A 25,657-nucleotide genomic window follows, 5' to 3' on the forward strand; every position below is an offset into this window, starting at 1 on the left:
GCCAGCATTAAAATTCTATTATGAGAGTATTTACAACGAGGATTATTCCGGAAGAAGGACTGATGTTGATGCAGCGTGCAGGCATCAACGTTACCCAATGGACAAATGAAAGAGAAATGACCCTGGAAGAGCGGATAGCGCATTGCCGCGAGAGTGATGCGTTATTGTTTGCCGGCGGGAAGAACATAGACCGTGCCTTTATGCAACAGTGCAGGCATTTGAAAGTGATTAGCCTGCTTTCTGTAGGTTATGACAATGTAGATCTGAAAGCTGCTACAGAACTGGGGTTGCAGATCACGAACACACCGGGTGTATTAAGCAATGCTACTGCCGACACAGCTTTTTTGCTGATGCTGGCATCTGCCAGGAAAGCCATTTACCAGCATAAGCGCATATTGCGGGGCGACTGGAAATTTTCCAGCCCAACCGCTAATCTGGGAATTGACATAGAAGGTAAAACGCTGGGCATCTGGGGCCTCGGCCATATTGGTTATGTGATGGCAAAGCGTTGTAAGGCGGCTTTCGGTATGAAGATCATCTATTGTAACCGTAACCGGAATGAGGCCGCAGAAAAAGAGCTGGGTGCCACATACGTTTCGTTCGACGAACTGCTGGCGCAGAGCGATGTGTTAAGTGTGCATACTTCACTCACTGCGGAAACAGCTAATAAGTTCAACAAAGAAGTATTCAGTAAAATGAAGCCCACCGCCATTTTCGTGAATGCGGCAAGAGGCGGTATCCATAACGAAGCCGACCTGATTACTGCACTGGAAACCGGGCAGATATGGGGCGCCGGCCTGGATGTGACCAACCCGGAACCTATGCAACCGGACAATCCATTGCTGCAAATGCCTACAGTAGCCGTGTTACCGCATATAGGCTCTGCTACTGTAGAAACCAGGAATGCGATGTCGCGCATTGCGGCTGAAAATATTATTGCCGCGTTGAATGGGCTGCCGGTACCTAATCCGGTGAATCATATCTATTCCCTGTAAAGCAATTATTCATCATTTCTTAAACTCCGTACCGGGTTGGCCAGTGCCGCCCGCACGGAGTTTATGCCTATGGTAACCAGCACCATTGCGAACGTCAACGCTACCGGTAACAGGAAAGTTCCGCCATTAATAGGAAGGCGATAAGCAAAGTCCTGCAGCCAATGATGCATCACATACCAGGCAGCCGGAATGCCGATTACCATTGCAATCAGCACCAGCCAGGCGAATTCCCGCGTAAACAACCACCATACATTCATCACACTGGCTCCCAGTACTTTCCTGATACTGATCTCCTTCCTTCGTTGTATGGCCAGGAACGATGCCAGTCCTAATAAACCTATACAACCCACCAATACCGCCAATATGGAGAAAAGCTGTGTTACAGAAAATAATAATACCTCTGCATGATACAGGTTACGGATGGAATCATCGAGAAAATAATAATCCCAGGTTTGATCAGGATAAGTGTTCTTCCATACCTGTTCCAGTGTAGCTATTGCTTTTTTCATATCACGTACATCGAGGTTTACCGCACAGGAGGTATAGCTGCCCATATCGCTGAAAAGACAAACCGGTACTATCTCACTATGGAAATTACTGGTATGAAAATCCTTCACAACACCGAGGATGGTGGCTTCCAGATCACCCACCTGTATTTTTTTACCGATCAGTGCATCTGCTTTCCCGGCGTTTACCTTTTTAACAAAGGTTTCATTAACAAGACAGCCATTCAGCGTATCGCCTCCGTAGAGATTATGCCCTGCCAGTAATTTCAGGTCGAATACAGATAGGTAGCCGGTATCCACGGCCTTTAGATTTAGTTGAAAAGATTCACCGCCGGCGCGGCTGTCGAAACGAAAGTCATTCGTCTGATACATGGCGGATAACGGCGGAGAAAAACAGAAACTCACATTACGCACTCCTGTTTGTGCCAATAGCCGGTTACGCAACGCATCCACCTGTTTCCCATTTTTGATTGATGGCAGATTGAGCATAACGATGCCCGACTTCCTTGATCCGATATCTGTTTCAGTAGAGGAACGCAGTTGCCTGCCAATGATCAGCGTGCAGCTGATCATAAACAGTACAATGGCAAACTGAACAACCACCAGTATCTTCCGCAGTGATACGCCTGAGGTACGGCTTTGAATAAGTTTTCCCCTGATGGTTTCCACCGGCTTCAACCGGGCCAGTATACTGCCGGGATAGTAGCCTACCAGCAACGTCACCGTTGCCACCAAACCTGCAATAAATAAAAGAAAGTAGGGCTGATACAAATCATCGGCACTAATGCCCGCGTCGAATGTGCGCCCGAACCAGGGCAGCGCGCTATATACTACCAACACAGAAAGTACAACTGCTACCACCACCATCAATCCTGTTTCAAGAATAAACTGCCAGCGGATTTGTCCGGCGGAACTCCCCAACACCTTACGCACACCTGCTTCCCTTGACCTGAAAAACAAACGGGCAGTGGTGAGATTCACAAAATTGATACCTGCCATCATTACCAGAAAAAGTCCCAGCAACCCCAATCCCCATAGCTGCCTCCGCGCAATCACTCCATCGTAGGCTCTGTTGAAATGAATATCCCGCAACGACTGCAGATGTAAGGTTAAACCACCACCATTTGTAAGTGCATACTTCTTCAGCAATTCCGGCATTCCTTTTTCTACCGCTGCGGCTGAAATACCTGGCCGCAGCTTAACAAAACATTGTATGCCTCCGCTCAGACTACTCCAGCTGCTATCACCCGCCATCCATGGACTCACAACAGCAAAGTTGGCGTACGACAAATACACCTGCTTTTGAAAACTACTGTTCTCAGGAATATCTTTCAGCACACCGGCAACGGTATACAGGTATTTATTATCAACCAGGAATTGTTTCCCCATGGCAGCTGTCCCCGGAAAAAACCGCTTTGCTTCCTTCTCGGTAATAACAGCCGTATATGGCTCTTTTAAAGCACTGGCATTTCCCTCCAAAAAAGGGAAAGAAAAAACATCAAAGTACGAGGGCTCTGCATACACACAGTCCGGGTTGAACAGCTGCCGCTTATCACCCGTGCCCACCACTACCTGCGGCGCTCCCCATTGTGCCACCATCGCCACCGATTCGGCGTAGGTATAGTTATTCCTTATTGTTTTCCCTACCGGCTGAGGCGCACCGGAAGAATGCGCATCCCGCAGCCACGAGCCCTCAGATACGATACGGTAAATGCGGTCATTATCCTGATGAAAACTATCGAAACTCAGGTGGTAATGCAACAGGCAACATATCAGCATTGCCCCGGCGAAACCGGCAGTCAGTCCCACCAGATTGATCAGGGAAAAAGAAAGATTATTGCGGATGTTCCGCCACGCTATTTTGTACCATAGAAGCATAGAAACAGGATTTAGAAAGCAACCAGCGACCAGCTGCCGACAGCAGGTTATTCACAAACCACGCCAACATAAAAAACCTCTACTGGCTTGATCTCCGGATTTAATCACTGTCCGTTAGCGGACATGCTGATTCGTCTCCGGACAAGATAACCTTCCCCACTGCCATCTCTGTAAGATAAACAAACACGATGCTGCTAACCACCTAAAAGCTTATCTTTATTTAAAGTCTTCCTATGAAAAAAGTGGCAATCATTGGCGGGCAACGTATCCCCTTCGTAAAATCATTCAAAGAGTATAATCACATCAGCAACCAGGAAATGCTGACTGCCTGCCTGAGCGCGCTGATAGCCCGCTACGGGCTGGCAGGTAAGCGACTGGGAGAAGTGGCGCTGGGCGCACTACTCAACCGGTCGACCGACTGGAATTTTGCGAGGGAATGTGTACTCGGCACCTCCCTGGATCCACACACGCCTGCCTATAATGTGCAACGCGCCTGTGGTACCAGCCTGGATACTACTCTGCAACTCGGGCTGCGTATCGCCGGTGGCCAAATAGACGTAGGCATCAGCGGAGGCAGTGATACCAACAGCGACCTCCCCCTTCAGTTCCGGCAACAGCTGGTATGGAAACTCACTGATCTCCGGGCAGCACGTTCTTTCGGTGAACGGCTGAAAATAGTCTCTTCCATACGTTTCAGCGATCTTAAACCTGTATATCCTTCCATCGTTGAACCCAGAACAGGCTTATCGATGGGGCAACATACCGAGAAGATGGTAAAGGAATGGGGCATTGGCCGGGAAGAACAGGATGCCCTCGCCTACCACAGCCACATGAATGCCGCCAAAGCGTGGGACGAAGGTTTCTTTAGCGACCTCGTTTTCAACTTCAAAGGAGTCAGCAAAGATACCATCATCCGCCCGGATACTACGCCTGCACGCCTCGCCAACCTGAAGCCCGCATTCGACTTCAGCGGCCAGGGTACACTTACCGCTGGCAACAGCACCATCTATACCGACGGCGCATCTGCGCTCCTGCTGGCTTCCGAAGAATATGCCCAGCAACAGAACTGGCCGGTAATGGCGCATCTGATAGACGCAGAAACTGCTGCCGTGGATTATGTGAATGGAGAGGGCCTGCTGATGGCGCCCACGTACGCCGTGGCACGTATGCTGAAACGCAATCATATGCAGCTGCAAGACTTCGACATTTATGAAATACATGAAGCTTTTAGTGGTCAGGTATTGTGTACGCTCAAAGCCTGGGAAAATGCGGACTATTGCAGGAAACTCGGATGGGATAAGCCTCTCGGCAGTATCGACCGAACCAGGCTCAATATAAAAGGCGGCAGCGTGGCCATCGGCCATCCATTCGCAGCAACGGGCACACGTATCGTAGCCCAGGCAGCCAAAATATTGCAACAGCGCGGAAGCGGCCGCGCGCTGGTATCTATCTGCACTGCCGGCGGTATGGGTGTAGTGGCTATACTGGAAAGGTAGCGGAAAATATAAACCCGCCCCGGAGCTTACCGGAGCGGGTTGTTACGGCCGTTATCCAGCCTATATCTTACTCAGCTGAAAATATCCCAGGTATAACTGATCGGATGTGGCTTCCCCCGCGGGACTGATCTCCAGGGTGTATTTTTCCTTGAGATGCGCAGGCAAAATATCTTTCACAGCATAAATATCATCCACATCTACACCGTATTTATCATCCACATGTGAGGTAGCATCCTCAAAGGTGGTATGCTTAAAAAACGTAGTTTCCTTGGCAGCACGGATAGCTTCTCCGATATCTTTCTTCACACTAACAATCTTGTAGTGAAACTCTTCCATCTCGCCTGGCTTATACCCGCCAAGGTTCAGGAAGAACAACTGCGCTGCTTCCCTCGCTGCTGCCTGCTTTTCCACCACTTTCACCTGGTACTGATCCACGTAATTAACTTCCCTCCAGCCATCGATATGTAACTTCCCGTTTGCCTCCGGCCAGAATGCCAGCATATCAGGGATCAGGTCCCTCAGCTCACTGCCAATGCCAAAGAATATATCATGCTGTTCAGTATGCCGCCCTTCCGGTTTGCATCCGATCAATACCATAAACAATTTTAACTGCGCCATTCGTTTATATTTTCAGAGCAGGAAGGTACAGTATTTTTATGTTCCCGGATATTAAACAATGGTGATATAAAAAGTTTGGCCGGCTTCCACCCGCACGGGCTTTGCCAATTGAATCACCACCTCACTGTTTGTTTCGCTGAACGGCACCGGCGTTTTCTTATCTCCCAACAATACCTGCTTTGCTCCCTTATGCGGGAAGCATAAGGTTTGCAGCTGCAACACACCATATTTCAGTTGCAGGCTGTGCCGCCCTTTTTCCTGACTATACGTACCCCAGCCTTCCGCCGTTACAAAAGGAGCTTTAAATTGCTGCGCATTCATGGCAGGTGCAAAGGCAATATATCCTTTAGGCCCATGATAACGGAAACCACAGGCAGTGATAAATGTGCCGTAGCTGGCCATTGCACGTGCATAGTGGTCGCTGCACTCTATTTCATTGAAGGGGTTGCGTTTGGCCGCATGATAGCGATCATGCACGGCACGGGTAAGCGTCAACGCTTCTTCCGTCATGCCCTCCGCCATCATATGCGATGCTACCTGGTGCTCGAATCCTGTCATGCATTCGTTAAAGTATCCCAGCTGCCAGGCATCTTTAATACCAAACGGAAACTCTTCTTTGCGGGGATTAGTATTCATCACCATCCCTGCCTCTCCGGCGAGCGCATATGGCCGGCCTCCGGGATGAGCAGCAATGTAAGGCCCTACATCTTTCATAAAATTATAGCGATACAGCGCTTTCAAAGCCGATAAGGTTTTATCCTGACTGATAACGCGGTCCATACCCACCTGGAAAGCCCAGCTCTGGCCATATACCTGGTCGATATGACAGGTATTATAAGAACCTATTACAGAACGGCCTTTGACTTTATCCGGCTGATGGATGAAGTACTCTCCATTGAATAACTGCGTTTCCATATTCCGCCTGCCTTTCTCCGTATAGTCGTTACAGATAGTTTCAAAAGCGGTATCCTTCATTTCTGCAGCCATCAGTCCGGCTGCCTTCACCGCTGCAATGCACAGCCCCACTATCCAGGCAATTTCCCCGTCCCATACAGCATCCAGTGTATTTTCCATGGGAACATCTTCCATACCATCGCCATTGCGGTCCTGGTTGATGATGAACTGCACGGCCTTTTTGATATTAGGCCAGTTTTGTTGCAGGAAAGCATGATCCCTGCTCATCTGGTGCTCACGGTAAATACGCAGTACTGTGCCGGCCTGCCCGTCGATAGCCGGTCTTTTCTCAGCTTCGCCTCTGAACAGGATGCCGCCGTCCGGCATCTGGGCAATGCCCAGGTCTACCCGGCTGCGGGTATCCCGCTCCAGCGCAGGGAAGATGCGGCCCACTGCCTGCGCGTACTGCCACACATGCGTACAGGTGCCCTCGCAGGCGCCAACGCCTTCCCAGGCATAGAAACGGCCCGAGCGGAAACGATGCGCGGTGGTAGTAGCCAGGGTAGAAATATTCATGAACGTACGCTCCATAAACCACCACGGCAAGGTGGCGTTGTACCAGGTTTCTTTCCACAGGCGGCTTTCCCGGCCCAACCTTTCCCGGTTGTCCTGCACATACTGCATCACCGCTACTGCATCCGGAAATTTATTAGCATAATACCTGCCTTCGCCCTGTATGTCTTTGAAATGTAAATTGGGCGTATGCCACGAAATAACATAGTTAGTTCGTATAGCCTTACCCGGTAGTATGCTGCGCCGGGTGGCAACAGATGCTACCAGTTTGGTATGCGTATCTTTTACGGAGGGTTGTGTATAAGCCTGTGTAAAATATGCACCTGCCAGTTGTCCATCCGGCATAGCTGTATTGAGAACGGCATCATGCTCACCTGCAATACACATATCACCATAATCGTACTGACGGCGGAATGCAGCATCATCGCCCTCTTTGGTGCGCACAGTTGCCTGTACACCTTTCCAGCGTTGTCCGCCAACGATGGTATTTACTCTTTCCTGCGCATCGCCTGCGGAGTAGATAGCTGTTTTATTTTCCAGCCATCCCAGCAAGGTAGCCGTAACAGGAACTTTGCCGGTATTCTTTATCTCAAATGAAAGGATGGTAACCGGCAAACCGGAATCGTCTTCATTCAGCGGAATAAACGGGGAATAGGCTGTCAGGCTGAGTTGCACCGGCAATGCAGGATCGATATACCTGATCACCGCCATGGGATAGGTGGCCTCAAAACTAATTTCCGGCCAGCTTTCTTCATCGAGCTTACGTATCACAGTGTGTTCGCCGTAGGTGAGCTGCAATGCAAATCCCTGATCAAGCGGACGGATATTCTTCGAGGGAGCGATGTAACAGGCGCCATCCCTGGAACGCACTTTCTTTCCACCTCCCAGCACATCTGCGTTATAGTCGACCACCTTAGGTTCTATCCCTTCCTGATTTTTGTTGAATACATCCCAGAGCCATAGCCTGCCATCGCCGCCCAGGTAGAGCGTACCGCACATGATGCCTCCTACCGGCATCCCGATGTATTGCAGCTCATTTTTGCTTTTCAGATAAGTGGTAACGTTTCCTCTTTCATACAGGGAAGCGATCCAGGCTGCATCCGGAGCCTTGGAGAGCAGCAACGCTCCATTAGCGATAGAACGGCCCAGCACCGGCAGGCGGGCGGATAATGCGCCAGCCATCGTCAGTGTAACATTTCTTAAAAATTTCCTTCTTTCAATACCCATAAAAATTTATTTATTCCCGGGCATTGATGTGCGCCGTAAAACGGTACACGTCGGCCTGATAAGCACCAGATACCAATTCATTGTTCACTGTTCTTCCAGCGTATCATAACGGGAGATAACAATATAAACAACCTTTCGTATCCATTCAAACGGGCGTTAAGTGACTGTCATGAAATGAGAAAAAATCATCAGGGTCAGGATAATTTTTCCTCCTGAAGAAAAGCCAACGCTCTTTTTTCTGACCAGTAACTATCATCGCCGAAACGGACGAAGCCCACATGGCCACCCTGTTGCGGGGTTTCGAGGAAAAAATACGGGCTGTCCGCCGCCATATTGTAGGGGAAACAATCGCGGCCGAGGAATGGATCGTCTTTCGCATTGATGAGTAATGCCGGTACCCGGATGTGTTCCAGGAAACGGCGGGAACTGCACGCTTCCCAATATTGCAGGGCATCTCTGAAACCATGCATGGGAGCGGTATAGCGGTCATCGAACTGGCGGAAAGAACGGATGGAGGTATAATTATCAAGATTGATATTATCAGGATATAGAGCCTGCTTCAATTTCAGCTTATACCCCAGATCCCGGATGAAGCGCTGCATGTAAACGATATTGTGTTTCTTCTCGAGCTCTGCAGAGCTGCCCTTCAGATCGCAGGGCACAGAAATGGCCACGGCTGAGCGAATCACGCCCACTGCCCCTTTCCCCTGTTCCCCCAGATATTTCAGCAACACATTTCCCCCCAACGAAAAACCAACGAGGTGAATGGCCTTATATTTCTTCAACGACACCAGGTATTGCACTACGGTGTGCAGATCGCCGGTTTCCCCACTGTGATAAAAACGCAGCTGTTTATTAGGTTCTCCACTGCAACCGCGGAAGTTCATAGACACGGTATCGAATCCTGCATTGTTGAAAATATGTACCATGCCCAGAACATACTTGCGGCGGGAGTCGCCTTCCAGTCCATGCAGGATAAGTACCACCCGGTCGTTCCCGTTGCTGCTGAAATCCAGGTCCAGGAAGTCATCATCAGGCGTAGTGATCCGCTCCCGCCTATAGGCAACGGGGTTCACCCTTCGGAACAGCGAAGGATAAATGGTAAGCATATGGCGGTTCTGCAGTAGAAAAGGCGCCTGGTAATCTGAATGATGAAGCACGGGCATGGAGCGAAATTACGAATTCCTGATTCGTAATTCTTATTACCGGATAGAAGAAAATAATCTCCTCCACCGGACACCATGCTCTCCGAAGCTCATCCAAATCACCCATGCCTTCCCTACCACATGGTCTTCCGGTACAAATCCCCAGAAGCGCGAATCTGTGGATTCATTACGGTTATCCCCCATCATCCAGTAGTAATTCATTTTGAAAGTATAGCTGTTGGTAGCAACGCCGTTGATGAAGATCTTATCTCCGTCTATGGTAAGCCGGTTGTGTTCATAGGTTTCAATGATACGCCTGTAAAGTGGCAGTGTAAGCGAATCCAGGATTACAGTACCGCCTTTTGCCGGTACATAAATGGGGCCTAAACAATCTTCATTCCATTCGAAGCGTTTTGTATCGAACGGAAAGATCCTGGCATCAGGGTAGGTATTGAGCTGCCGTTCCGCTTTTCCGCCCATCGTCCGCAGTGTATCTGCATCCGCGGCAGTCAGGTAGTACATATACGTTCCCGGGAATCTGGTTCTTCTCAATTTCTTATCTATCTTCATTTTCTCCAGCAGCCGGTCGTTTAATGGCAGGGTATCCTTCATAGTCACCAGGTAACGGGCTTTCGCATAGCGCGGCAGTTCCTGTGCCTGGCCATTGATATACACCACGCCATCCATGATCTGCAGCGTATCGCCTGCAACAGCAATGCAGCGCTTGATCCAGTTCTCTCTTTTATCCACAGGCCGGGTAATGGGAGGTTCGTAATTCTTGCGCACATAATCCGGTCCCAGTTTCATCATGCTGTAGTAGTCTTCTTCATGCCCGTTTTTGTCTTTCAACACAGTATCCCCGCAGGGATAATTGAATACGATTACATCATTCCGCTTAATACTGCTGAATCCCGGCAGGCGCCGGTAAGGCCACTGTACCGCTGTAGAATAGGGCTTCACGCTGCGGGTGAAGGGCAGTGTATGATGGGTAAAAGGTATCGCCAGTGGCGTCATGGGAATACGCGGGCCATAGCTGATCTTACTCACAAATATATAATCGTTGATCAGCAGGGTTCTTTCCATGGAAGAACTGGGGATAACAAAAGCCTCAAAAATAAAGGTACGGATCAGCGTGGCTGCTACTACTGCAAAGAGAACAGCTTCCGCCCAATCCCTGATTTTTGACTTCTTCCCGACGCCTTCTTTCGCCTGTCTTATGTTGCTGAAAGAAAAGTTCATTTTTGTTGTGGTTTGGGATAAGTAACCTTCAACAATTTAACCATTTTACCCCACATCTCTCTAAAAAAACGCAAGAATAAAATCCGCTGCAATATAATAGCAGCAAGTATTTCAAAGGATATAAAAACTACGTATATTCATTACTGTTATAAACCTGTACTTTATTACCTGTTTAAGCAATAAAGTATTACTTCCCAAAAAAACAGCACAAGATAAATATCGATTTATTAAATTGCCGTGTATACTTATTACCCACGTTACAAATTTTACTGCCATGTACACGTCAAGACGTTCTTTCATCCAACAAACAGGCCTGATGGCTGCCGGTATGATGTTGCCGGGCGCGCTTTCTGCAATGACACGTAACAGCGCACTTCCAAAGAAAATAGGATTGCAGCTATACACCTTGCGCGATCAGCTGAGCCAGGATTCTAAAGGCACACTCGCCAAAGTGGCGGCAATCGGCTATAATGAAGTGGAAACCTTTTATGGTTATGAAGCTTCCGGCGACAAAGGACTTTTCTGGGGTATGACGCCTAAAGAACTGATGGCGGTACTGAAACAACATAAACTAACAACGCCCAGCGGCCATTACCAGCTGAATGAATACCTGACCAAAGGCGATGGTAAAGCGGATGCATTGCAACCGCAGATAGACCTTGCGGCAGCACTCGGACAGCAATATTTCATCGTTCCGGTACTGCCCCTCTCTCTGTGGGACAAAAAGCTGGGCGCCGATGATTACAAATTCATGGCCGAACAGCTGAATAAAGCCGGAGAAATCTGCAAAAAATCGAAGCTGAAAATCGGCTATCATAACCACTATTGGGAATTCAAACCGCTGGCCGATTCTAAAGGAACCGGGTACGATGTACTGTTGAAAGAAACCGATCCTTCCCTCGTTGCCTTCGAGCTGGATCTTTTCTGGGCAGTAAAATCAGGCCGCGATCCTATTTCCCTGTTCCGGGAAGCACCCGGCCGCTTTGTAGCCTGGCATGTGAAAGACATGGATAAGAACAACACCACCAGCCTCACTGCTGCCGGTACTGAAAATAAAACATCGATGGAACTCCTCTCCGGCGTTAGTTTCGCCGAAGTAGGAACCGGTGCTATCAACTTCCGCAAAATCTTCGCCCAGGCCAAACTCGCCGGCGTAAAACACCTCTTCGTTGAGCAGGACAAAATTACCATTGACCCGTTTGAGAGCGTGAAGAAGAGCTATCAGTATGTGAAGAAAATTACGAATTAGGAAAATATGTCAATGCACGAAGTCGAATCACTGGTGGAGCTTTCGGTTCACTGCCTGGATAAAAGCCAGGAAGAAAGCCAGGTGCTCAGAAGTTACTTTTATAATTTGTATCATTTACAACAGCAGTTTGATACCGGGTTTACCCACTTCAGGGTGATGGATATCCTGATCAAACATCGCTTTGTATATACCTTTCCGATAACCGCACACCCGGATTATCGCAGCTATCAATCATGGTTCGATAACCTGGCTGCAGCCGGAAAATTCAGTTTTATTTATAAAGATCCGCTGAGTCCGTGGGATGGCGAAAGTAATCCCGTAGCGGGTTATGCTAATTACGACCATGATTCCCGGACCTACCTGTTGTATGCAGATGCCGGCTCCCTATTATGGGAAGCGCTGGTGGCCCATGGCACGTTAAAGGGAAATGATGCACAACCGCCAGAGGGGATGGAAACATTCCGCATGGCCTATGAAATAGCCGAAATGGCCGCTGAGCAGCAGAACAAGGATCTCCTGGCATACTGGTACCTGTTGCTTCCATACATGGTGATGCAAGCCGAGCAGGAAGGACAGCCTGTCAATTACAAAGCGCTGGAAGCAACACTGGAGCTGATTGTCATCAATGATGCCATACAGGAAGAAGGACTTCCTCCGGCCGACGAGCTGCCCGTTGGCGGCGAGCTGGGTAAATTCTGCCAGTGGTGGTATGCACCGGCAGCAGGCAAGATGAAAGCCACCGCTGATCCCGAACCGGAAATCGATCTCGATGGTGTACCGTTCACACAGGAGGTAACGAAAACCGCCGGCTGGTACGAACAACAGGTAGTGCAGATCCTTCAGCAGGCCAATGCTTCGATCATTTACATGGAAGATCATGGCGCTGACGAAGCCACGCAAAAGAGCGTACTGGCGCGCCTGATGCAGGGTCTCGAATATGCAGACAAAGGCCTGGAACTTTCCCCTCACGAGCCGGGGCTGCTGATGAACAAAGGCTCCATACTGATGCTGCTGGAGCAATACAATAAAGCACTCGCTGTTTATGATGAGGCAATGACAATCGCCCCGGATAACCCATACGTGCATTTGAACAGAGCCATACTCTTTTATCATCTCGAACAGATTCCGCAGGCCATCGCCTCCTTCGAGCGCCTGTTACAGCTGGATCCCGGAAATGAATTTGCGCAGCAGTGGTTGGAAAATCTCAGGGGAAATAATCCTTCCTGATTTTTTGTTATAGGAAGATAGATAACGCAACAGATATTATGAAAATAGAAACGGCTCCAGGAATTCACCCGGAGCCGTTCTCTTTCAACAGATCTGCTACTTCATCCACCACACCTTTACAGAAGTGGAATTTCCACCCATTTTATCAGCCTGGGCTTTGTAATTGGCTGCATTGTCTATCGCTTCCTGCTGAGGATACTGCAGGCGGTTAAAATTGACGTAAGCGGCAGGATTACCATCACGTGGCGTACGGCCGGTTCTTCTCCATAAGTTAAACGCCAGCCACGGTTCCCTGAAAAACGACAGCCATTCCTGTGCGTATATCTTGTTCAGCTTCTGATCATCAGTACCGGTAAACGCTACTTTCGGGTTGGTCAACAACGCTGTCATCTGAGCATCAGTCGGATTTGGCGGCGCTACCGCTGCCCAGTTATCATTGGTCACCTTGGTATTATGTGCGATATAATACCAGAAATTTACCGACGACGTGATCCCCGCTTTATACTCTGTTTCAGCAGCCGTCATGTCTTTTGTTACGCCCAATCCACGTGCATATGCTTCTGCCTTGAGGAAATGCACCTCTGCGGCCGTGAAGAACAATTCCGGTTGGTAATAAATATCCCTTACGATCAGGTAATTGAAGGGCGAAAACGCACAGTTGTCTTTGTTGGTAAAATCATTATCCCGCTTATCCTGGTAAGGATTCGTATTGTCATTGGCCACACTGCCGGGCTGTAACGGCGCCCATTTGCCCGCCTGATTAGTTTCAAAGAAAAGATATACGCGCGGATCAAAAATCTGCGACGGATCGGTTCCATCTGCCATCTGGTTCCAGCAGGTTGTACTGAGCCGCACAAACTTATGAGAAGTGAACGACCAGAAACGGCTGTCGCTCAGCACGTAGTTGTTCAGTTTCGCCGGCCACATGCCTGCATCTTCCCCTTCTCCCAACAACGGTACGCCACTCATCGCATACTGCAGATATGGCGTTGCTGTAGCTGGATCTTTTTCCACGATCTGCATGGCATATCGTAACAATAACGAATTACAAAACTTCTTCCACATGTTGAAATCGCTGTTGAACAGGGTTTCGGATGCCCCCAGCACTGCGTATGGTTTTCCTCCGGGTGTATTGGCTGCTGTAGTCAGGTGTTCAGACGACCACTTTAACGATGCCAGCACGCTGGTATAAATACTCTGCTGAGATTCATATGCCGGGCGAAAATCAGCCGGGTTCTTGCTGTAAGCCTTCCCTGCCGCGGTGTAGGGCATATCTCCAAACTGATCAGTCATCCTCAGCGTCTTATAAGCCCTTAATATATTTGTTACCGACTGCACATTGTCCATCTCAGCTTTGTCGCCGGTATAAGCATTGATCATATCCTGCACCAGGTTCAGATTCTGCAATGCGGAATAATAATCCTTCCAGATGTCCAGGGCACCGTTCTGTACCAGGTAGCCCGAGCTACCACTGATAGTAGCCAGCTGGGTCACCGGATAGTAATACTCATTGTGGATGGCTGCCTGCTCCTGCCCCTTCAGGAATAACGTACTCACCACCCCGTTTATCAACGGCGGTATGGAGGTGGTCACCGGTAATCCAGGCGTGGTGTTAATGTCCTGGAAATCCTTGGTACATGCACCGAACATCAGGGCAAGACCGGATATATAGAGGAATATTTTCTTTGACTTGTTCATGTTTTGCACATTTTAATCGATGAAAAAGATCTGCCGGCTGCTTTCATCAGAAAGAAACCCTTACCTGGAAACCGAGTGAACGGAAACTTGGAAGCGACATAAACTCCAGCCCCTGCGCGTTGCCCGCTCCGTTTACACCTTCCGGATTGATGTGATCCGGCAGGGATGTGTAGAGGTAGAAAAGATCCCTTCCTACGAGCGACAATGAAGCCGCCTGGAATATCCTCGTCTTTTTAATGAAGCTTTGAGGCAACTGGTAATTCACAGATATCTCCCTCATCTTCACCCAGGTATTCTCCAGCACTGCATTCCGGTCGATCCAGTCGCTGCCTTTCACACCATTTCCCAGATCTGTGCTGCTCCACACACCATAAGGCATATACTTGTAATAATAATGCACCACATTGTTGTTCACTTTTCCATCGGGGAACACACCCGGCAATATCACGCCCCAGTTGGTTTTGGTACCATCAGGCGTAGTGTAGGGCAATCCGCCGCCGTTCCTTTCTCTCAGCGTTTCTCTTGCCTGTCCCTGCTGCATGATAGTGGCATAGGTACCAGACCAGATATCCCCGCCGATCTTGGCATCTATCAGCGTACTCACAGAAAAGCCTCCCTTGAAGGTAAACGTGTTGGTGATCCCTCCTGTTAACTTCGGAGTGGCATTCCCCAACGGTACAAGTCCGTCGGTTGCCTGATACAACGTACCGTTCATCTCCGACTTACCATATGGATCCTGTACCATCAATGGCAGATGCGTTTTCGAATCATACACATAATCATATCCGTATATGGTGCCGAACTGATCTCCTACTTTCGCTGCTACCAGTGGCCCGTGCGCTCCGCCGTCGCCCCAGGCACTTCCCATATCTACACGTTCTGCTCCTTCCGACAACGACAATAACTTATTATTGTTATGCGCCAGGTTCAGGGCTACATCCCATCCGAAATTTTTCTGTGCAATTACTTTAGCGCGCAGTATCAGCTCTAATCCTGAATTCTCCAGTACCCCGCTGTTCACTACGAAACTGGTCATACCGGAACTGATAGGCAACGGAGAACTAAGTATCTGGTTACGGGATTTCCCTTTATAATAACGGAGATCCAGATTGAAGCGGTTCTCCATGAATCCCAGCACCAGGCCGAAATCTGCGGTGGTATTGATGGCGGGTTTGAAATTCACTGCAGGCAAAGTGTTGGGCAACATGGTGGCTGCCTGCCCACCGAATGTGATGGCGGAATAAGTACCGTTGATCTGGTAAGGAGCAGGATCTACTGCTGCCTGAGCCCAGGCTACCCGCAACTTACCGAAGCTGAGTATGGAAGGATCTGTTTTCAACAGATCAGTAAACACAAAACTACCTGCAAAAGAAGGGAAGAAATACGACCACTGTCCTTTCGGCAAACTGGATGACCAGTCGTTGCGGCCGGTCACATCCAGGTAGAGGAAATCTTTGTAAGACAGGTTCAGGAAGCTGTATAAAGAGTTCATACGTTTACGCAACTGGCTTTCCACCACCGGATGCGGATTACCCAGGTAAGATCCTGAATTGAGGGAATATACATTTGGCATCGCCCAATTATCGTTGTAATTGAACATCCCGTAAACATCCCTGCGGTACACCGTTCCTCCCACAGAAAACTTCGCGTTCAGCACCCCGTTCATCATCTTGTCTTTATGCAACGTACCAATGAAATCCATATTGGAAGCATTGTCACGCTCTACACCATGACCATAATATCCCTTCAGGCCAATCACATCAGTAGGTGTGTTTTTGATAGTCATTTCATTGGTGTTATTGTCTATACCACCTCTGAAAATAAAGTCAAGGAAATCTGTGGCTTCATAATTCAGCTGTACACCTCCCAGCAGTTTACGCCTGTTCTGATCGGTATTATTCTCGTATATGTTCCACACGGTGGCACCTCCGTTACCTACCCAGGGAAAGGGAGTCAGCGGGTTCTGGCTGCCATCGGCGTTTTTGTAGATAGGAATATCCTCTCCGTAATAATTTCTACCTGCATTATATACCAGGCGCTTCTGCCAGGAATTAGCATCATTATTACCCAACTGTGGAGGATTATGATACTGGTTGATGATATACGATGTGGTAATTTGTGCACTCACTCTTTTGGTGAGCTTCATGTTAGCACCCAGGTTGAATGTATTGCGGTAGTAGTTGGTGTTTGGTAAAACCGCTGAGTTATCGAGCCGGGAGAAAGAACCACGTATAGATCCCCATTCATTACCACCGGAGAAAGATACGTTGTGCGTAGATTGCATACCGTTCCGGTACAACAGCTTGATGTTATCCGGATGCGGCACATCTGCACGCTGTGTACCATCCCACCAGGTGATCATTTTACCGTCCATCTTCGGGCCCCAGGAAACACCGGAACCGGGCCAGCCTACCTGGTTGTAGGTATTTACCCCATAAGGGCCGGAGCCTGTTTTGGGATCTACATACATTCCTTCCCAGGAACTGGTTAATTTTGGATTACCGCTGGCATCCCGTAAATAATCAGGTGCATTCAGCGATACCATTCCCCCTGCACCATATTCGTTCTGCAACTGCAGATAACGATAAGGCTGTATCACTTTGTAGCCATAGGTATAGTCTACCCCCAGACCTTCCCCTTTTTTTCCTTTCTTGGTGGTAATCAATATAACACCATTCGCTCCCTTTCCTCCATACAATGCTGCAGCAGTAGGGCCTTTCAGCACACTGATAGATTCAATGTCCTCCGGGTTGATCATATTGATAGGGCTACCGAAATCCCTCGGAGAACTGGTGTTGGACGCATCTGCGCTGTTACCACTATACAAGGCACTTCCGGTGGGGGAATTCCGCACATCATAAGGCTTGGCCAGATCGTTCGCCATAGGCATTCCATCCACGATGATCAGGGGCTGGTTATCGCCCTGTATGGTATTGTTTCCTCCTATCACAATACGGGTAGTACCACCATCTACGCCATTCGGATTGGTGATATTCACACCCGCCATCTTACCACCCAGTGCGTTGATAACGTTGGGGGCATTAGACCGGGCAATTTCTCCGCCTTTCACTTCTTCCTGCGAGTAGCCCAGCGATCTTACATTCCTCTTGATACCCAATGCAGTTACCGCCACGGCATTGAGCGAAGTAGCGGATGCTTCCAGCACTACATCCATCACAGTTCCCGCACTTACGGTTACCCGTTTCTGGGTATAGCCAACAAAAGAAAATACCAGCACATCACCTGGATTAGCATCCAGTTCAAAATGGCCATTCGCATCGGTAACGGTACCTTTGCTGGTACCGGCTACCACCACGCTTACGCCCGGTAATGCGCCGCCATCGCTGGCTTTCACCACTCCCTTCACCCGCTGTGCCAGCATACTGATATCGTCTATACTCAGGGCGGCTTCCTCGTTTTTCTCTTTCTTCAGGATGATCTGTTCGTTGATCACCTCAAAGGTGATACGGAACGGATGCAGCAAGCGGTACAACACATCCCCCAGCTGCTCATCACGCGCAGTCAGCGCCACGCGCTGCTTTCCGGGCAACGTGTTGTTGCTGTACGTAAAATTGACTGACGTTTTTTCTGTAATAATCTTTAAAATATTACGCAGGTCGCTGGGCGGCAGGCTCAGCGACACCTTTCTGCTAAGGATCTCCTGTGCATGCACATCTTTGGCAAAAACACAGGTGATCAGGCAAAACAATAACAGCGATTGTAACAAGGCAACCCTCATAAAAAATATGACAGTCCGGTTGGAGTTTGCAAAAATGTGCATAACTTCAAAGTGTTTTGTTGTGATCAATAAGATGAATACGGCAAATCGTTTCCTGCAGCAGTTGTCCAGACGTTACAGGAAAAAATTACAGGGTGGCGGTGTTAGCGCATCGCCACTTTTCTTTGGTTGATAGCATTACGTAAACATAGGTAGCGTTTTAGTGGAATAACAAGTGAACAATACAATATTTTCTAGCTACAGGGCTTCCCGGTGATATAAACCTGTCCCCCGCTTATTCTATAACTGGCGTTGATAGCCGAGCAAATAATCTTCAATTTATTTTCTAACGATTCATTCGTCAACGTGGTAGTTACCAGGCATTTGCTGAATGCCGTTTCATTGATGTTGATCTTAATGCTGTAAGCTGCTTCCATCGCCCTGAATATTTCTGTCACAGGTACATTATCGAAGGCAAATGGTTTGAGGAGGGCGTCTGGTTGTAATGCAGCAATATCAGCACCTGCAGCAGAATCAGCCAGAAATGCAGCCGTCCGGGTATCGAAACTGATTTTATGATTCGGGGTAACTATATAATTCTTCCGGGATTTGTCTGCCAGCCCGAACACTGCAATCTTACCGGTTTTTACAGTTACGGTAAGATGACCATTCTTCCCGGATACACTAAAACTCGTGCCCAGCACACGTATCCCAACTTCCGGCGTATACACCACAAATGGCCTGGCCGCATCACTGGCCACTTCAAAAAAGGCATCTCCCTTCAATACAATCTTCCGCTCAGGATTAGCCAGGAAAGCATCGTGCTGTATAGAAGCGCCGGCCTCTAATATCACCATAGAACCATCGGCCAGGTAAGCTACCTGGTTACGGTCGGATGTATTGGTACGGGTAAGCTGCTCGTTTTCGGTACGGATACTGAGCGCCGACGCAAGCGCCGGCTTGTTGTCCCTCCTGAGATAAATAAACGTCAGCACTATTCCTGCCAGCACTGCAGCGGCGCTGGCCCACCAGCCCCAACGGGAACGGCGCTCCAAAGGCAACAGCAGCGGCGAAATTGCCCGGTGATTACCGGCCAGTGTTAACTCCAGCTGAGTATACACATCTTCCGGTAACGCTGCATCCACCTCCTGGTGGCCTGCCCGGTGAAGCTCCAGTACCATTTGCCTGGCCTTCTCCATAACAGGCACTTTCTCCGCATGGCTGGCCTGCCATTGCTCCCACCATGCACTGTTAGCAGCATCGGGATATAGCACCCACTGGATAAAACGGTCGTCCCGGAGAAATTCCCAGGTGCCCTCACCAAAATGATTCATGCAGGTATGTTTTAAAAAGCCCTTCCTGGCCCTTTACTACATAAGTGACAAAAACAGTTTGGTTATACTCAAAAAAAATAAAGTTTTTTTAACTTTTTTTTGGAAGACGGGTAACGAATGGTACCTGGTATACATCCGCGCCTGCCACAGCACTGCGGTACTCAGCACAGGAACAGGTAAAATGTTTCCAGTAAACGCCTGGCCAGCGGGGATGTTTCGAGCGTTTCCTTAATACGGCCCAGGGCATTATATAAAAGATTGCTGACCGATTGCGACTTCATCTGCATCAATTCCGCAATTTGTGCATTGCTGAACCCCATATAAAACCGAAGCATGATAATTTCCTGCTGGCGGCGGGTAAGCTTTTGTATGGCAGTTCCCAGCATAATACTCCTCGACTGATGTATCTCCGCATCAATAATACGATCCTCAACAGTGGATTCTACTTCGTCATTGTCATGCAGATACTTATTCTGCCGGCCGGTATTATGCCGGTATTGATAGTTGGCTCTTAACAGTTTGTATTTCAGGCTCCGACACAAATAAAATCTCACTGATACCACATCGCCGACAGTTTCACGGCTATTCCATAACTCCATGAACAGGTCGTGCACCATATCCTTCAGCTTCTCCCGGTCGTCGCAAAACCGGAAGCCATATTGGAAAAGATAAACCGTGTACTCCCGGTAAATCAGCGCAAACGCCGCCCTGTCACCGGATTTGAACCGCTTCCACAAGGTAGATTCCTCAAAATTTCCCTCTTTTAATGCAGACATTTGTGGATCATTTACAGCAACGTGATTTTGGTTTCATGACAATGTCGGCGGAAATACTTCGTCTGTCTTATACATGGTAATGTAATTACTTTTTGCCAATCATTCAAATATCATTCAGATACAATAAACCTAAAACAACATAATATCAGTAAATTTTATTACTCCCCTACCAGAAATTTTTTTATTCAAATGTTATGATTATATTTGTCCACAAAACCAGTAGACTAATAAATTTATCTGTTATGAACACTCGCTATCATCCCGCAGGGAAGCATTTGTTTTTCATACTCCGCACTAATCATGCGGCCTGTTGTTGTTGTTAACTCCTCCCTTCTTGCGGCATCTCCACCAACGCCGCAACAGCATATTTATTTAAGCAACTGATTTATCACTGTTCACCAAACCATTCATCGTCATGAAAACGAATAACCAACCCGTTTTCCACCTCAATGAGGGGATCACTACTGCACACCTTAATTATTTCAGCCAGCATGGCATCATCCAGTTCAAAGGATTTTTCAACAGTCACGCCCTGGCCACCATCCACCAGGAAATCCGCCAGGTGCAGAACGTACTGCTTCGCAACAACGTGCAGAAAATAAATGGCATTCCGCTCAAATTCGGCGCCGACTCTGATGGCAGCCCGCTCATACAACGTATCGCATTTGCATCCCACTACAGCAACGTATTGCGTGATCTGTTGAAAGACGAACGGCTGCAGGCGCTGACCAGTCTCCTCGGCCCTTACGAAGGCAGGATCGGAGAAAATGAAAAAGACGGCCTCGTGATAAATCACTACGTAAATACTGCGGAGAGCCAGTTCAGGCAGCTAGGATGGCATACTGATAGCCCCCGCGATCTGTTCCTGGGCTCCCGCATACTTCCCATGCTCAATGTAGGCATTCATCTCGACGATTGCCCTTACGACAACGGCGGGTTAAGAGTACTGCCGGGCACCCACAGGCAAGGCCTGTTGCAACTGCTGTTCCGGAAAAAATATTTCATTGACAACCATCCGGACAAACGGGAAGTTGGTTTCGATATCGCTGCCGGCGATCTCACAGTACACGACGGCCGCCTCTGGCACCGTGTGCAGCAGTCGCCACATACCGGCGAAAAAAGCCGGCGCCGGGTAATGTACATTCCGGTGATCACCGGGGCCTATCAGCCGAAAACTGCTAACAGCCCCACACCGTTCTATCACAAACTCGCGCAGCTGAAGCAATATCTATACGGCGGTCAGCCACAGTGGGCTCCTGCCAAAGCTCCCGGCGGCAAACTAGCCGAAGCCAATACTACATCTATCTAAAAAAATAACAGTTATGTCTTACGCATTAATAACCGGCGCCGCTAAAGGAATCGGAAAAGCCATCGCCGCCGAACTCGCAGCCCGCAACTATCATCTGCTGCTGGTCGATATCGACGACGTTGCCCTCGCCGGCACCGCCGCCGCGCTTTCCGCACAGTATCACGTAAACGCACATACGTTGCATCAGGATCTCTCAGCTCCTGATGCAATACAACACGTAACCACCTGGAGCAGCCCTTATCACAACGAGCTGACGGTAGTCGTGAGCAACGCCGGCTACGGTATCAACGGCGCCTTCGAAGAACTGACCATCACCGAACAATTCAATATCATCGATGTGAATATCAAAGCCCAGGTGGGCCTGTCATACGCCTACATCCCCGTATTGCGCAGATTCCCTAAAGCGTATCTGCTCAATCTCGCCAGCACTACCGCCTATCAGACAGTACCATATCTTAACATATACGCGGCTACGAAAGCTTTTGCGCTTTCTTTTACACGCGGGCTCCGTTACGAGTTGAGAAATTCCGGTATATCCGTCAGTGCACTCAGTCCGGGCAGTACGGATACCGATTTTGTTAACAGGGCCCGCATGAATGAGCATACCAGAAGCATTGCACAACGGTTTAACATGACTGCTGAAAGTGTAGCTAAAATTGCCATAGCAGGACTTTTCAAAGGCAAGGCAGAAATTGTTCCGGGCTTCACCAACAAGCTGAATGCATGGTTGCCTAAATTTTTTCCGAAAGCATTCGTGGAAAAAATTGCAGCAGGTATCTATGAACCTCAGAAAGAGAAAGCAGACAGTGTAGTACTCCCCGCCTGAATGCTGCTGTGGCGTTGCATCACAGCGCCACAGCTAAGCATACAATGTTTGCTCATCCGTATAATAGGTTTTCCGGCCACCTCCGGTATCGGTCTTTATTTCAGCGCCACCCGGACTTTGCTTCAACTTAGCGTTATGTATCAGCATGAAACTCCTTACTTCGCCATTGATGATATCCGGATCATGCTGTAATATTTTTTTCTCCGCCCCTGCGAGGATGGTTTTAATAGTTTTCAACAGTTCGCCAACTTTCTCCGCAGGGATTTTATTACACACAGAAAACGGAGATATCCCCGAAGCCCACAATATATCATCGGCATAAGCATTGCCTATCCCCAATACATTGTGCTGATCGAGCAGGTATTTCTTGATGGTTATTTTCTTCTTATGCAGCTGATCTTTGAGATAAGTTGCATTGAATTCCTCCGACATAGCATCCGGTGCTGTTTTAGGCTCCGGATCCGGGAATACATGGGCAGCCCCCTGAAAGTCGGTCAGCGCAAGCCCTTTGCCCCCTTCAAAAAGCAACTCCACGATGGTATATTTCTCTGTATTCTTCTTATCAAAAAAATACAATTTACCATGCAGCATCAGGTGCATCCCCAACACATGACCATTGCCAAATTCAAAATGTAATTCTTTTCCAACTCTGCGTATATGCGTCAACGTTTGTCCGTCGAACGCAGTCTTCAATGCTTCAGGTGTAACCGTCAGTTTTTTGGCATTCTTTACGGTAATGGAAACAAGCTTTTTGTGTAACAGGGCTTTCTCAAGATTATGCCGGAAAGCTTGCAGATCAGGTAACTCAGGCATGACTATTTTCTTTGAATATACGCAATAATATTGGGCGAAATAAAAAAGGCCGGCAGCAAGAACCGGCCCTACCTTTTATGGCAGTTTTTCTTTTACGAAACTATAATTTAAAGATACGCTAACGGAGTCTGCCAGGTTGTATCAATATTGTCCACCTGTTAACGAAAATTAACCAGCTTAATTAGCTCCGCTAATTGCAGGAGTACAGGTAAGTTCGTTTCGCATTTCCCAATGCACCCGATCCCGAAATGGTGAGGCTTGATACCTTCCCCTGCTCATCATACGTATAATCGATGTTCAGTATAGCTGTTCCGTCTGTTGTTGATTTCAACAGATTTTTATTCTTATAAGGACTTATCCCCTTGTCTAAAAACATCGATATCTGTAAATGATCTCCTTTTTGCACGGTCTTATCCATGTAATATTCGAACGTGAGCGACTGACCGGTTGAAAGCACCGTCTTTACCATATTACCATTTGCCCAGGTGTAGGTATTGGTATTTACTTTATTTAAAGCAGGTTTCTTAGGATAAGTGATTTCTTCTTTACTGCTCTGAAGTTCTCCATTTGCATTATACACATAAGTATTATCATAAATATTGTAAATCGCCGGCAGCGTGCCGGCCGGAGGAGCGGGCTTAGTAGGATCTACATCGTAATAGGTGACAACAATACGATCTGGTAAAGCCTGACTATTGAGTGTGGTTTCCTGATGACTAACGATTCTGCCATCCCAGTGATCGTAATAAGTATCCAGGGTAAATTTACCAGATACATAATTGAATTGCATTCTACGCTTGTAGAAATCAGTCACATTAATTGTACTTACTTTACCTTCACTGTTGTAGGCCATCGTATAGACCTCTGTATTACTCCCGGAACTGGCAGACAGCGTTACAATGCTGCAATTTTGATCGGGTGGGCGATTATTATTGGGTCCATCATTACTGCTTTTACGGCAGGCAAAGACTAAAATGGCAAGTACACATAACATTCCTATACGCTGTATCATGCTTGATGATATAAATTTTTCTTTCATAATCCGGTGATGTTAATAGTTTATGTAGTGATTTATAAAAAAGCGGAAGTGCTACAGATGGCAACTCTCATGGGGTGGATAATAATGCTACCCGTTTTTTTTACCAAAAGGATTATCTCAACCGGCGCTATTGCTTTACAATACGGGGGCACGAACCTGCTCCTGCCGGACCTGACGTAGGATACCTGGCATAATCAGAACTGGAAGAAGCCAGCATTTCATTCCCGGAAGGAAGGAGTATTCCAATGTAACCAACAATTCTATTCGATTCTTCATTATAACCACTCATATAAACCCGTGCACCTTTTTGTACATAAAGTACTTCCACAATTTCATCTGCGTTAAGGTAATGTGCGTACTTTCCGTTCCTTCCATAAACAGTAACGTTAGCAGCAGTTCCTTTTTGCGTAGTGCTCCTGAATTCGATCGTGCTCAGATCGGCGACAACATACCCTTGTTTGGCCTTCCATGTCGTACCTGAAACGGGGAATTCCCGGGCAGGAAACAATTCCATATTGGCGTATAACAGGGCATTAGTTTGGTTAACATCGGTAGTAGCACTTTGCAGTGTTTTTTGTTGGTAGACATTTATATTTTGAATATCTCCGGTTTCTGCATACCGGATCTGTATCTTAAAATTGCTGGATCCCGGATCATAGGTGTCCATCTTTTCTATCTTTCCGGTCAGGCTATCGCGGTACAAGAATCCATTCCGATCTTTATTCAGAAAAATAAAATTGCTATAAAGCATTACCGTATCATCTGTTCTGAACTGAAGACAGCAGGGATGGTCGTATTGCGTACCCGGGTTGGTTTGATGGTAGGTCCCTACCCATTGCGTATTAGCCAGGAACGCAGGTACAAAAGAGCTATTCCCCGGAGGCGGAGGAGGAGGAACCGGTACTGCTCCACCGCCCCGGCTACATGCAGCGAAGAAGGCAACAAAAAAAACAGTACTAAGGTATAATACAACGGAATTTTTCATAAACAAATATTTTCGGGAGTGATTTTTCCTTTGCAACTACTTTTCTGGGGGGCAAAAATTCAGGGTTGTTTTCTGCGAACTATTAACTATTGAATTTTCAGGCAATTAGGTT

18 protein-coding genes are annotated in these 25,657 nt (G+C 48.0%); 6 read left to right on the top strand and 12 right to left on the bottom strand.

Going from position 1 to position 25,657, the window contains the following annotated elements; all coding sequences use genetic code 11:
* Window positions 1-20 precede the first annotated feature (20 nt).
* Complete coding sequence (locus UNH61_RS23155; RefSeq protein ID WP_326994390.1) at window positions 21-995, top strand: D-glycerate dehydrogenase; 975 nt, start codon at window positions 21-23, stop codon at window positions 993-995.
* Window positions 996-1,000: 5 nt separating this feature from the next.
* Here UNH61_RS23155 and UNH61_RS23160 read toward each other — a convergent pair whose 3' ends face one another.
* On the bottom strand, window positions 1,001-3,379 hold the full coding sequence (locus UNH61_RS23160) for an ABC transporter permease (protein WP_326994391.1): 2,379 nt from the start codon (window positions 3,377-3,379) through the stop codon (window positions 1,001-1,003).
* A 233-nt stretch (window positions 3,380-3,612) separates the two neighbouring features.
* Here UNH61_RS23160 and UNH61_RS23165 point away from each other — a divergent pair, with 233 nt between their 5' ends.
* Window positions 3,613-4,875, top strand: coding sequence for an acetyl-CoA C-acetyltransferase (locus UNH61_RS23165; RefSeq protein WP_326994392.1), 1,263 nt, complete (start codon window positions 3,613-3,615; stop codon window positions 4,873-4,875).
* Between the two features lie 60 nt (window positions 4,876-4,935).
* Here the strand turns inward: UNH61_RS23165 and UNH61_RS23170 are convergent, their stop codons facing one another.
* The 4 genes from UNH61_RS23170 to lepB form a co-directional block, all read right to left on the bottom strand.
* On the bottom strand, window positions 4,936-5,493 hold the full coding sequence (locus tag UNH61_RS23170) for a DUF1543 domain-containing protein (protein WP_326994393.1): 558 nt from the start codon (window positions 5,491-5,493) through the stop codon (window positions 4,936-4,938).
* A gap of 51 nt (window positions 5,494-5,544) precedes the next feature.
* The gene (locus tag UNH61_RS23175; RefSeq protein ID WP_326994394.1) at window positions 5,545-8,187 is read right to left on the bottom strand and encodes a GH116 family glycosyl-hydrolase; all 2,643 of its coding nucleotides are present in this window, start codon (window positions 8,185-8,187) and stop codon (window positions 5,545-5,547) included.
* Window positions 8,188-8,381: 194 nt separating this feature from the next.
* On the bottom strand, window positions 8,382-9,353 hold the full coding sequence (locus UNH61_RS23180; RefSeq protein ID WP_326994395.1) for an alpha/beta fold hydrolase: 972 nt from the start codon (window positions 9,351-9,353) through the stop codon (window positions 8,382-8,384).
* A 36-nt stretch (window positions 9,354-9,389) separates the two neighbouring features.
* On the bottom strand, window positions 9,390-10,571 hold the full coding sequence (gene lepB / locus UNH61_RS23185; RefSeq protein WP_326994396.1) for a signal peptidase I: 1,182 nt from the start codon (window positions 10,569-10,571) through the stop codon (window positions 9,390-9,392).
* Between the two features lie 274 nt (window positions 10,572-10,845).
* Between lepB and UNH61_RS23190 the strand changes: the two genes are divergently transcribed.
* Complete coding sequence (locus tag UNH61_RS23190; RefSeq protein ID WP_326994397.1) at window positions 10,846-11,820, top strand: sugar phosphate isomerase/epimerase; 975 nt, start codon at window positions 10,846-10,848, stop codon at window positions 11,818-11,820.
* 12 nt (window positions 11,821-11,832) lie between these two features.
* Window positions 11,833-13,047 carry a tetratricopeptide repeat protein gene (locus UNH61_RS23195; protein WP_326994398.1) on the top strand — a complete coding sequence of 405 codons (1,215 nt, stop codon included), beginning with the start codon at window positions 11,833-11,835 and terminating at the stop codon, window positions 13,045-13,047.
* 96 nt (window positions 13,048-13,143) lie between these two features.
* Here UNH61_RS23195 and UNH61_RS23200 read toward each other — a convergent pair whose 3' ends face one another.
* From UNH61_RS23200 to UNH61_RS23215, 4 genes are all read right to left on the bottom strand, one after another.
* On the bottom strand, window positions 13,144-14,745 hold the full coding sequence (locus UNH61_RS23200) for a SusD/RagB family nutrient-binding outer membrane lipoprotein (RefSeq protein ID WP_326994399.1): 1,602 nt from the start codon (window positions 14,743-14,745) through the stop codon (window positions 13,144-13,146).
* Between the two features lie 46 nt (window positions 14,746-14,791).
* Window positions 14,792-18,526, bottom strand: a complete 3,735-nt coding sequence (locus tag UNH61_RS23205; protein ID WP_326994400.1) for a SusC/RagA family TonB-linked outer membrane protein — start codon at window positions 18,524-18,526, stop codon at window positions 14,792-14,794.
* A gap of 191 nt (window positions 18,527-18,717) precedes the next feature.
* Window positions 18,718-19,797 (bottom strand): FecR domain-containing protein, encoded by a 1,080-nt coding sequence (locus UNH61_RS23210; RefSeq protein ID WP_326994401.1) that lies wholly within the window; start codon window positions 19,795-19,797, stop codon window positions 18,718-18,720.
* Between the two features lie 161 nt (window positions 19,798-19,958).
* The gene (locus tag UNH61_RS23215; protein ID WP_326994402.1) at window positions 19,959-20,573 is read right to left on the bottom strand and encodes a sigma-70 family RNA polymerase sigma factor; all 615 of its coding nucleotides are present in this window, start codon (window positions 20,571-20,573) and stop codon (window positions 19,959-19,961) included.
* Window positions 20,574-20,988: 415 nt separating this feature from the next.
* Between UNH61_RS23215 and UNH61_RS23220 the strand changes: the two genes are divergently transcribed.
* Together UNH61_RS23220 and UNH61_RS23225 are read left to right on the top strand one after the other, a co-directional pair.
* Window positions 20,989-21,882 (top strand): phytanoyl-CoA dioxygenase family protein, encoded by an 894-nt coding sequence (locus tag UNH61_RS23220; protein ID WP_326994403.1) that lies wholly within the window; start codon window positions 20,989-20,991, stop codon window positions 21,880-21,882.
* A gap of 13 nt (window positions 21,883-21,895) precedes the next feature.
* Window positions 21,896-22,708 (top strand): SDR family NAD(P)-dependent oxidoreductase, encoded by an 813-nt coding sequence (locus UNH61_RS23225; protein WP_326994404.1) that lies wholly within the window; start codon window positions 21,896-21,898, stop codon window positions 22,706-22,708.
* A 33-nt stretch (window positions 22,709-22,741) separates the two neighbouring features.
* On the opposite strand, the gene UNH61_RS23230 is transcribed toward UNH61_RS23225, so the two are convergent.
* The 3 genes from UNH61_RS23230 to UNH61_RS23240 form a co-directional block, all read right to left on the bottom strand.
* Entirely contained in the window at window positions 22,742-23,521 is a 780-nt protein-coding gene (locus UNH61_RS23230; RefSeq protein WP_326994405.1) for a DNA-formamidopyrimidine glycosylase family protein, read from the bottom strand.
* Window positions 23,522-23,711: 190 nt separating this feature from the next.
* Window positions 23,712-24,533, bottom strand: a complete 822-nt coding sequence (locus tag UNH61_RS23235; RefSeq protein WP_326994406.1) for a hypothetical protein — start codon at window positions 24,531-24,533, stop codon at window positions 23,712-23,714.
* 154 nt (window positions 24,534-24,687) lie between these two features.
* On the bottom strand, window positions 24,688-25,545 hold the full coding sequence (locus UNH61_RS23240; protein ID WP_326994407.1) for a hypothetical protein: 858 nt from the start codon (window positions 25,543-25,545) through the stop codon (window positions 24,688-24,690).
* Window positions 25,546-25,657: the final 112 nt, after the last annotated feature.

This window comes from Chitinophaga sp. 180180018-3, from assembly GCF_037893185.1.
Lineage (GTDB): Bacteria > Bacteroidota > Bacteroidia > Chitinophagales > Chitinophagaceae > Chitinophaga.

Excerpts from the sequence above, each read along its gene's own strand:
- UNH61_RS23155 (WP_326994390.1), top strand. The coding sequence starts at position 21 with ATGAGAGTATTTACAACGAGGATTATTCCGGAAGAAGGACTGATGTTG.
- UNH61_RS23160 (WP_326994391.1), bottom strand. The coding sequence starts at position 3,379 with ATGCTTCTATGGTACAAAATAGCGTGGCGGAACATCCGCAATAATCTT.
- UNH61_RS23165 (WP_326994392.1), top strand. The coding sequence starts at position 3,613 with ATGAAAAAAGTGGCAATCATTGGCGGGCAACGTATCCCCTTCGTAAAA.
- UNH61_RS23170 (WP_326994393.1), bottom strand. The coding sequence starts at position 5,493 with ATGGCGCAGTTAAAATTGTTTATGGTATTGATCGGATGCAAACCGGAA.
- UNH61_RS23175 (WP_326994394.1), bottom strand. The coding sequence starts at position 8,187 with ATGGGTATTGAAAGAAGGAAATTTTTAAGAAATGTTACACTGACGATG.
- UNH61_RS23180 (WP_326994395.1), bottom strand. The coding sequence starts at position 9,353 with ATGCCCGTGCTTCATCATTCAGATTACCAGGCGCCTTTTCTACTGCAG.
- lepB (WP_326994396.1), bottom strand. The coding sequence starts at position 10,571 with ATGAACTTTTCTTTCAGCAACATAAGACAGGCGAAAGAAGGCGTCGGG.
- UNH61_RS23190 (WP_326994397.1), top strand. The coding sequence starts at position 10,846 with ATGTACACGTCAAGACGTTCTTTCATCCAACAAACAGGCCTGATGGCT.
- UNH61_RS23195 (WP_326994398.1), top strand. The coding sequence starts at position 11,833 with ATGCACGAAGTCGAATCACTGGTGGAGCTTTCGGTTCACTGCCTGGAT.
- UNH61_RS23200 (WP_326994399.1), bottom strand. The coding sequence starts at position 14,745 with ATGAACAAGTCAAAGAAAATATTCCTCTATATATCCGGTCTTGCCCTG.
- UNH61_RS23205 (WP_326994400.1), bottom strand. The coding sequence starts at position 18,526 with ATGCACATTTTTGCAAACTCCAACCGGACTGTCATATTTTTTATGAGG.
- UNH61_RS23210 (WP_326994401.1), bottom strand. The coding sequence starts at position 19,797 with ATGAATCATTTTGGTGAGGGCACCTGGGAATTTCTCCGGGACGACCGT.
- UNH61_RS23215 (WP_326994402.1), bottom strand. The coding sequence starts at position 20,573 with ATGTCTGCATTAAAAGAGGGAAATTTTGAGGAATCTACCTTGTGGAAG.
- UNH61_RS23220 (WP_326994403.1), top strand. The coding sequence starts at position 20,989 with ATGAAAACGAATAACCAACCCGTTTTCCACCTCAATGAGGGGATCACT.
- UNH61_RS23225 (WP_326994404.1), top strand. The coding sequence starts at position 21,896 with ATGTCTTACGCATTAATAACCGGCGCCGCTAAAGGAATCGGAAAAGCC.
- UNH61_RS23230 (WP_326994405.1), bottom strand. The coding sequence starts at position 23,521 with ATGCCTGAGTTACCTGATCTGCAAGCTTTCCGGCATAATCTTGAGAAA.
- UNH61_RS23235 (WP_326994406.1), bottom strand. The coding sequence starts at position 24,533 with ATGATACAGCGTATAGGAATGTTATGTGTACTTGCCATTTTAGTCTTT.
- UNH61_RS23240 (WP_326994407.1), bottom strand. The coding sequence starts at position 25,545 with ATGAAAAATTCCGTTGTATTATACCTTAGTACTGTTTTTTTTGTTGCC.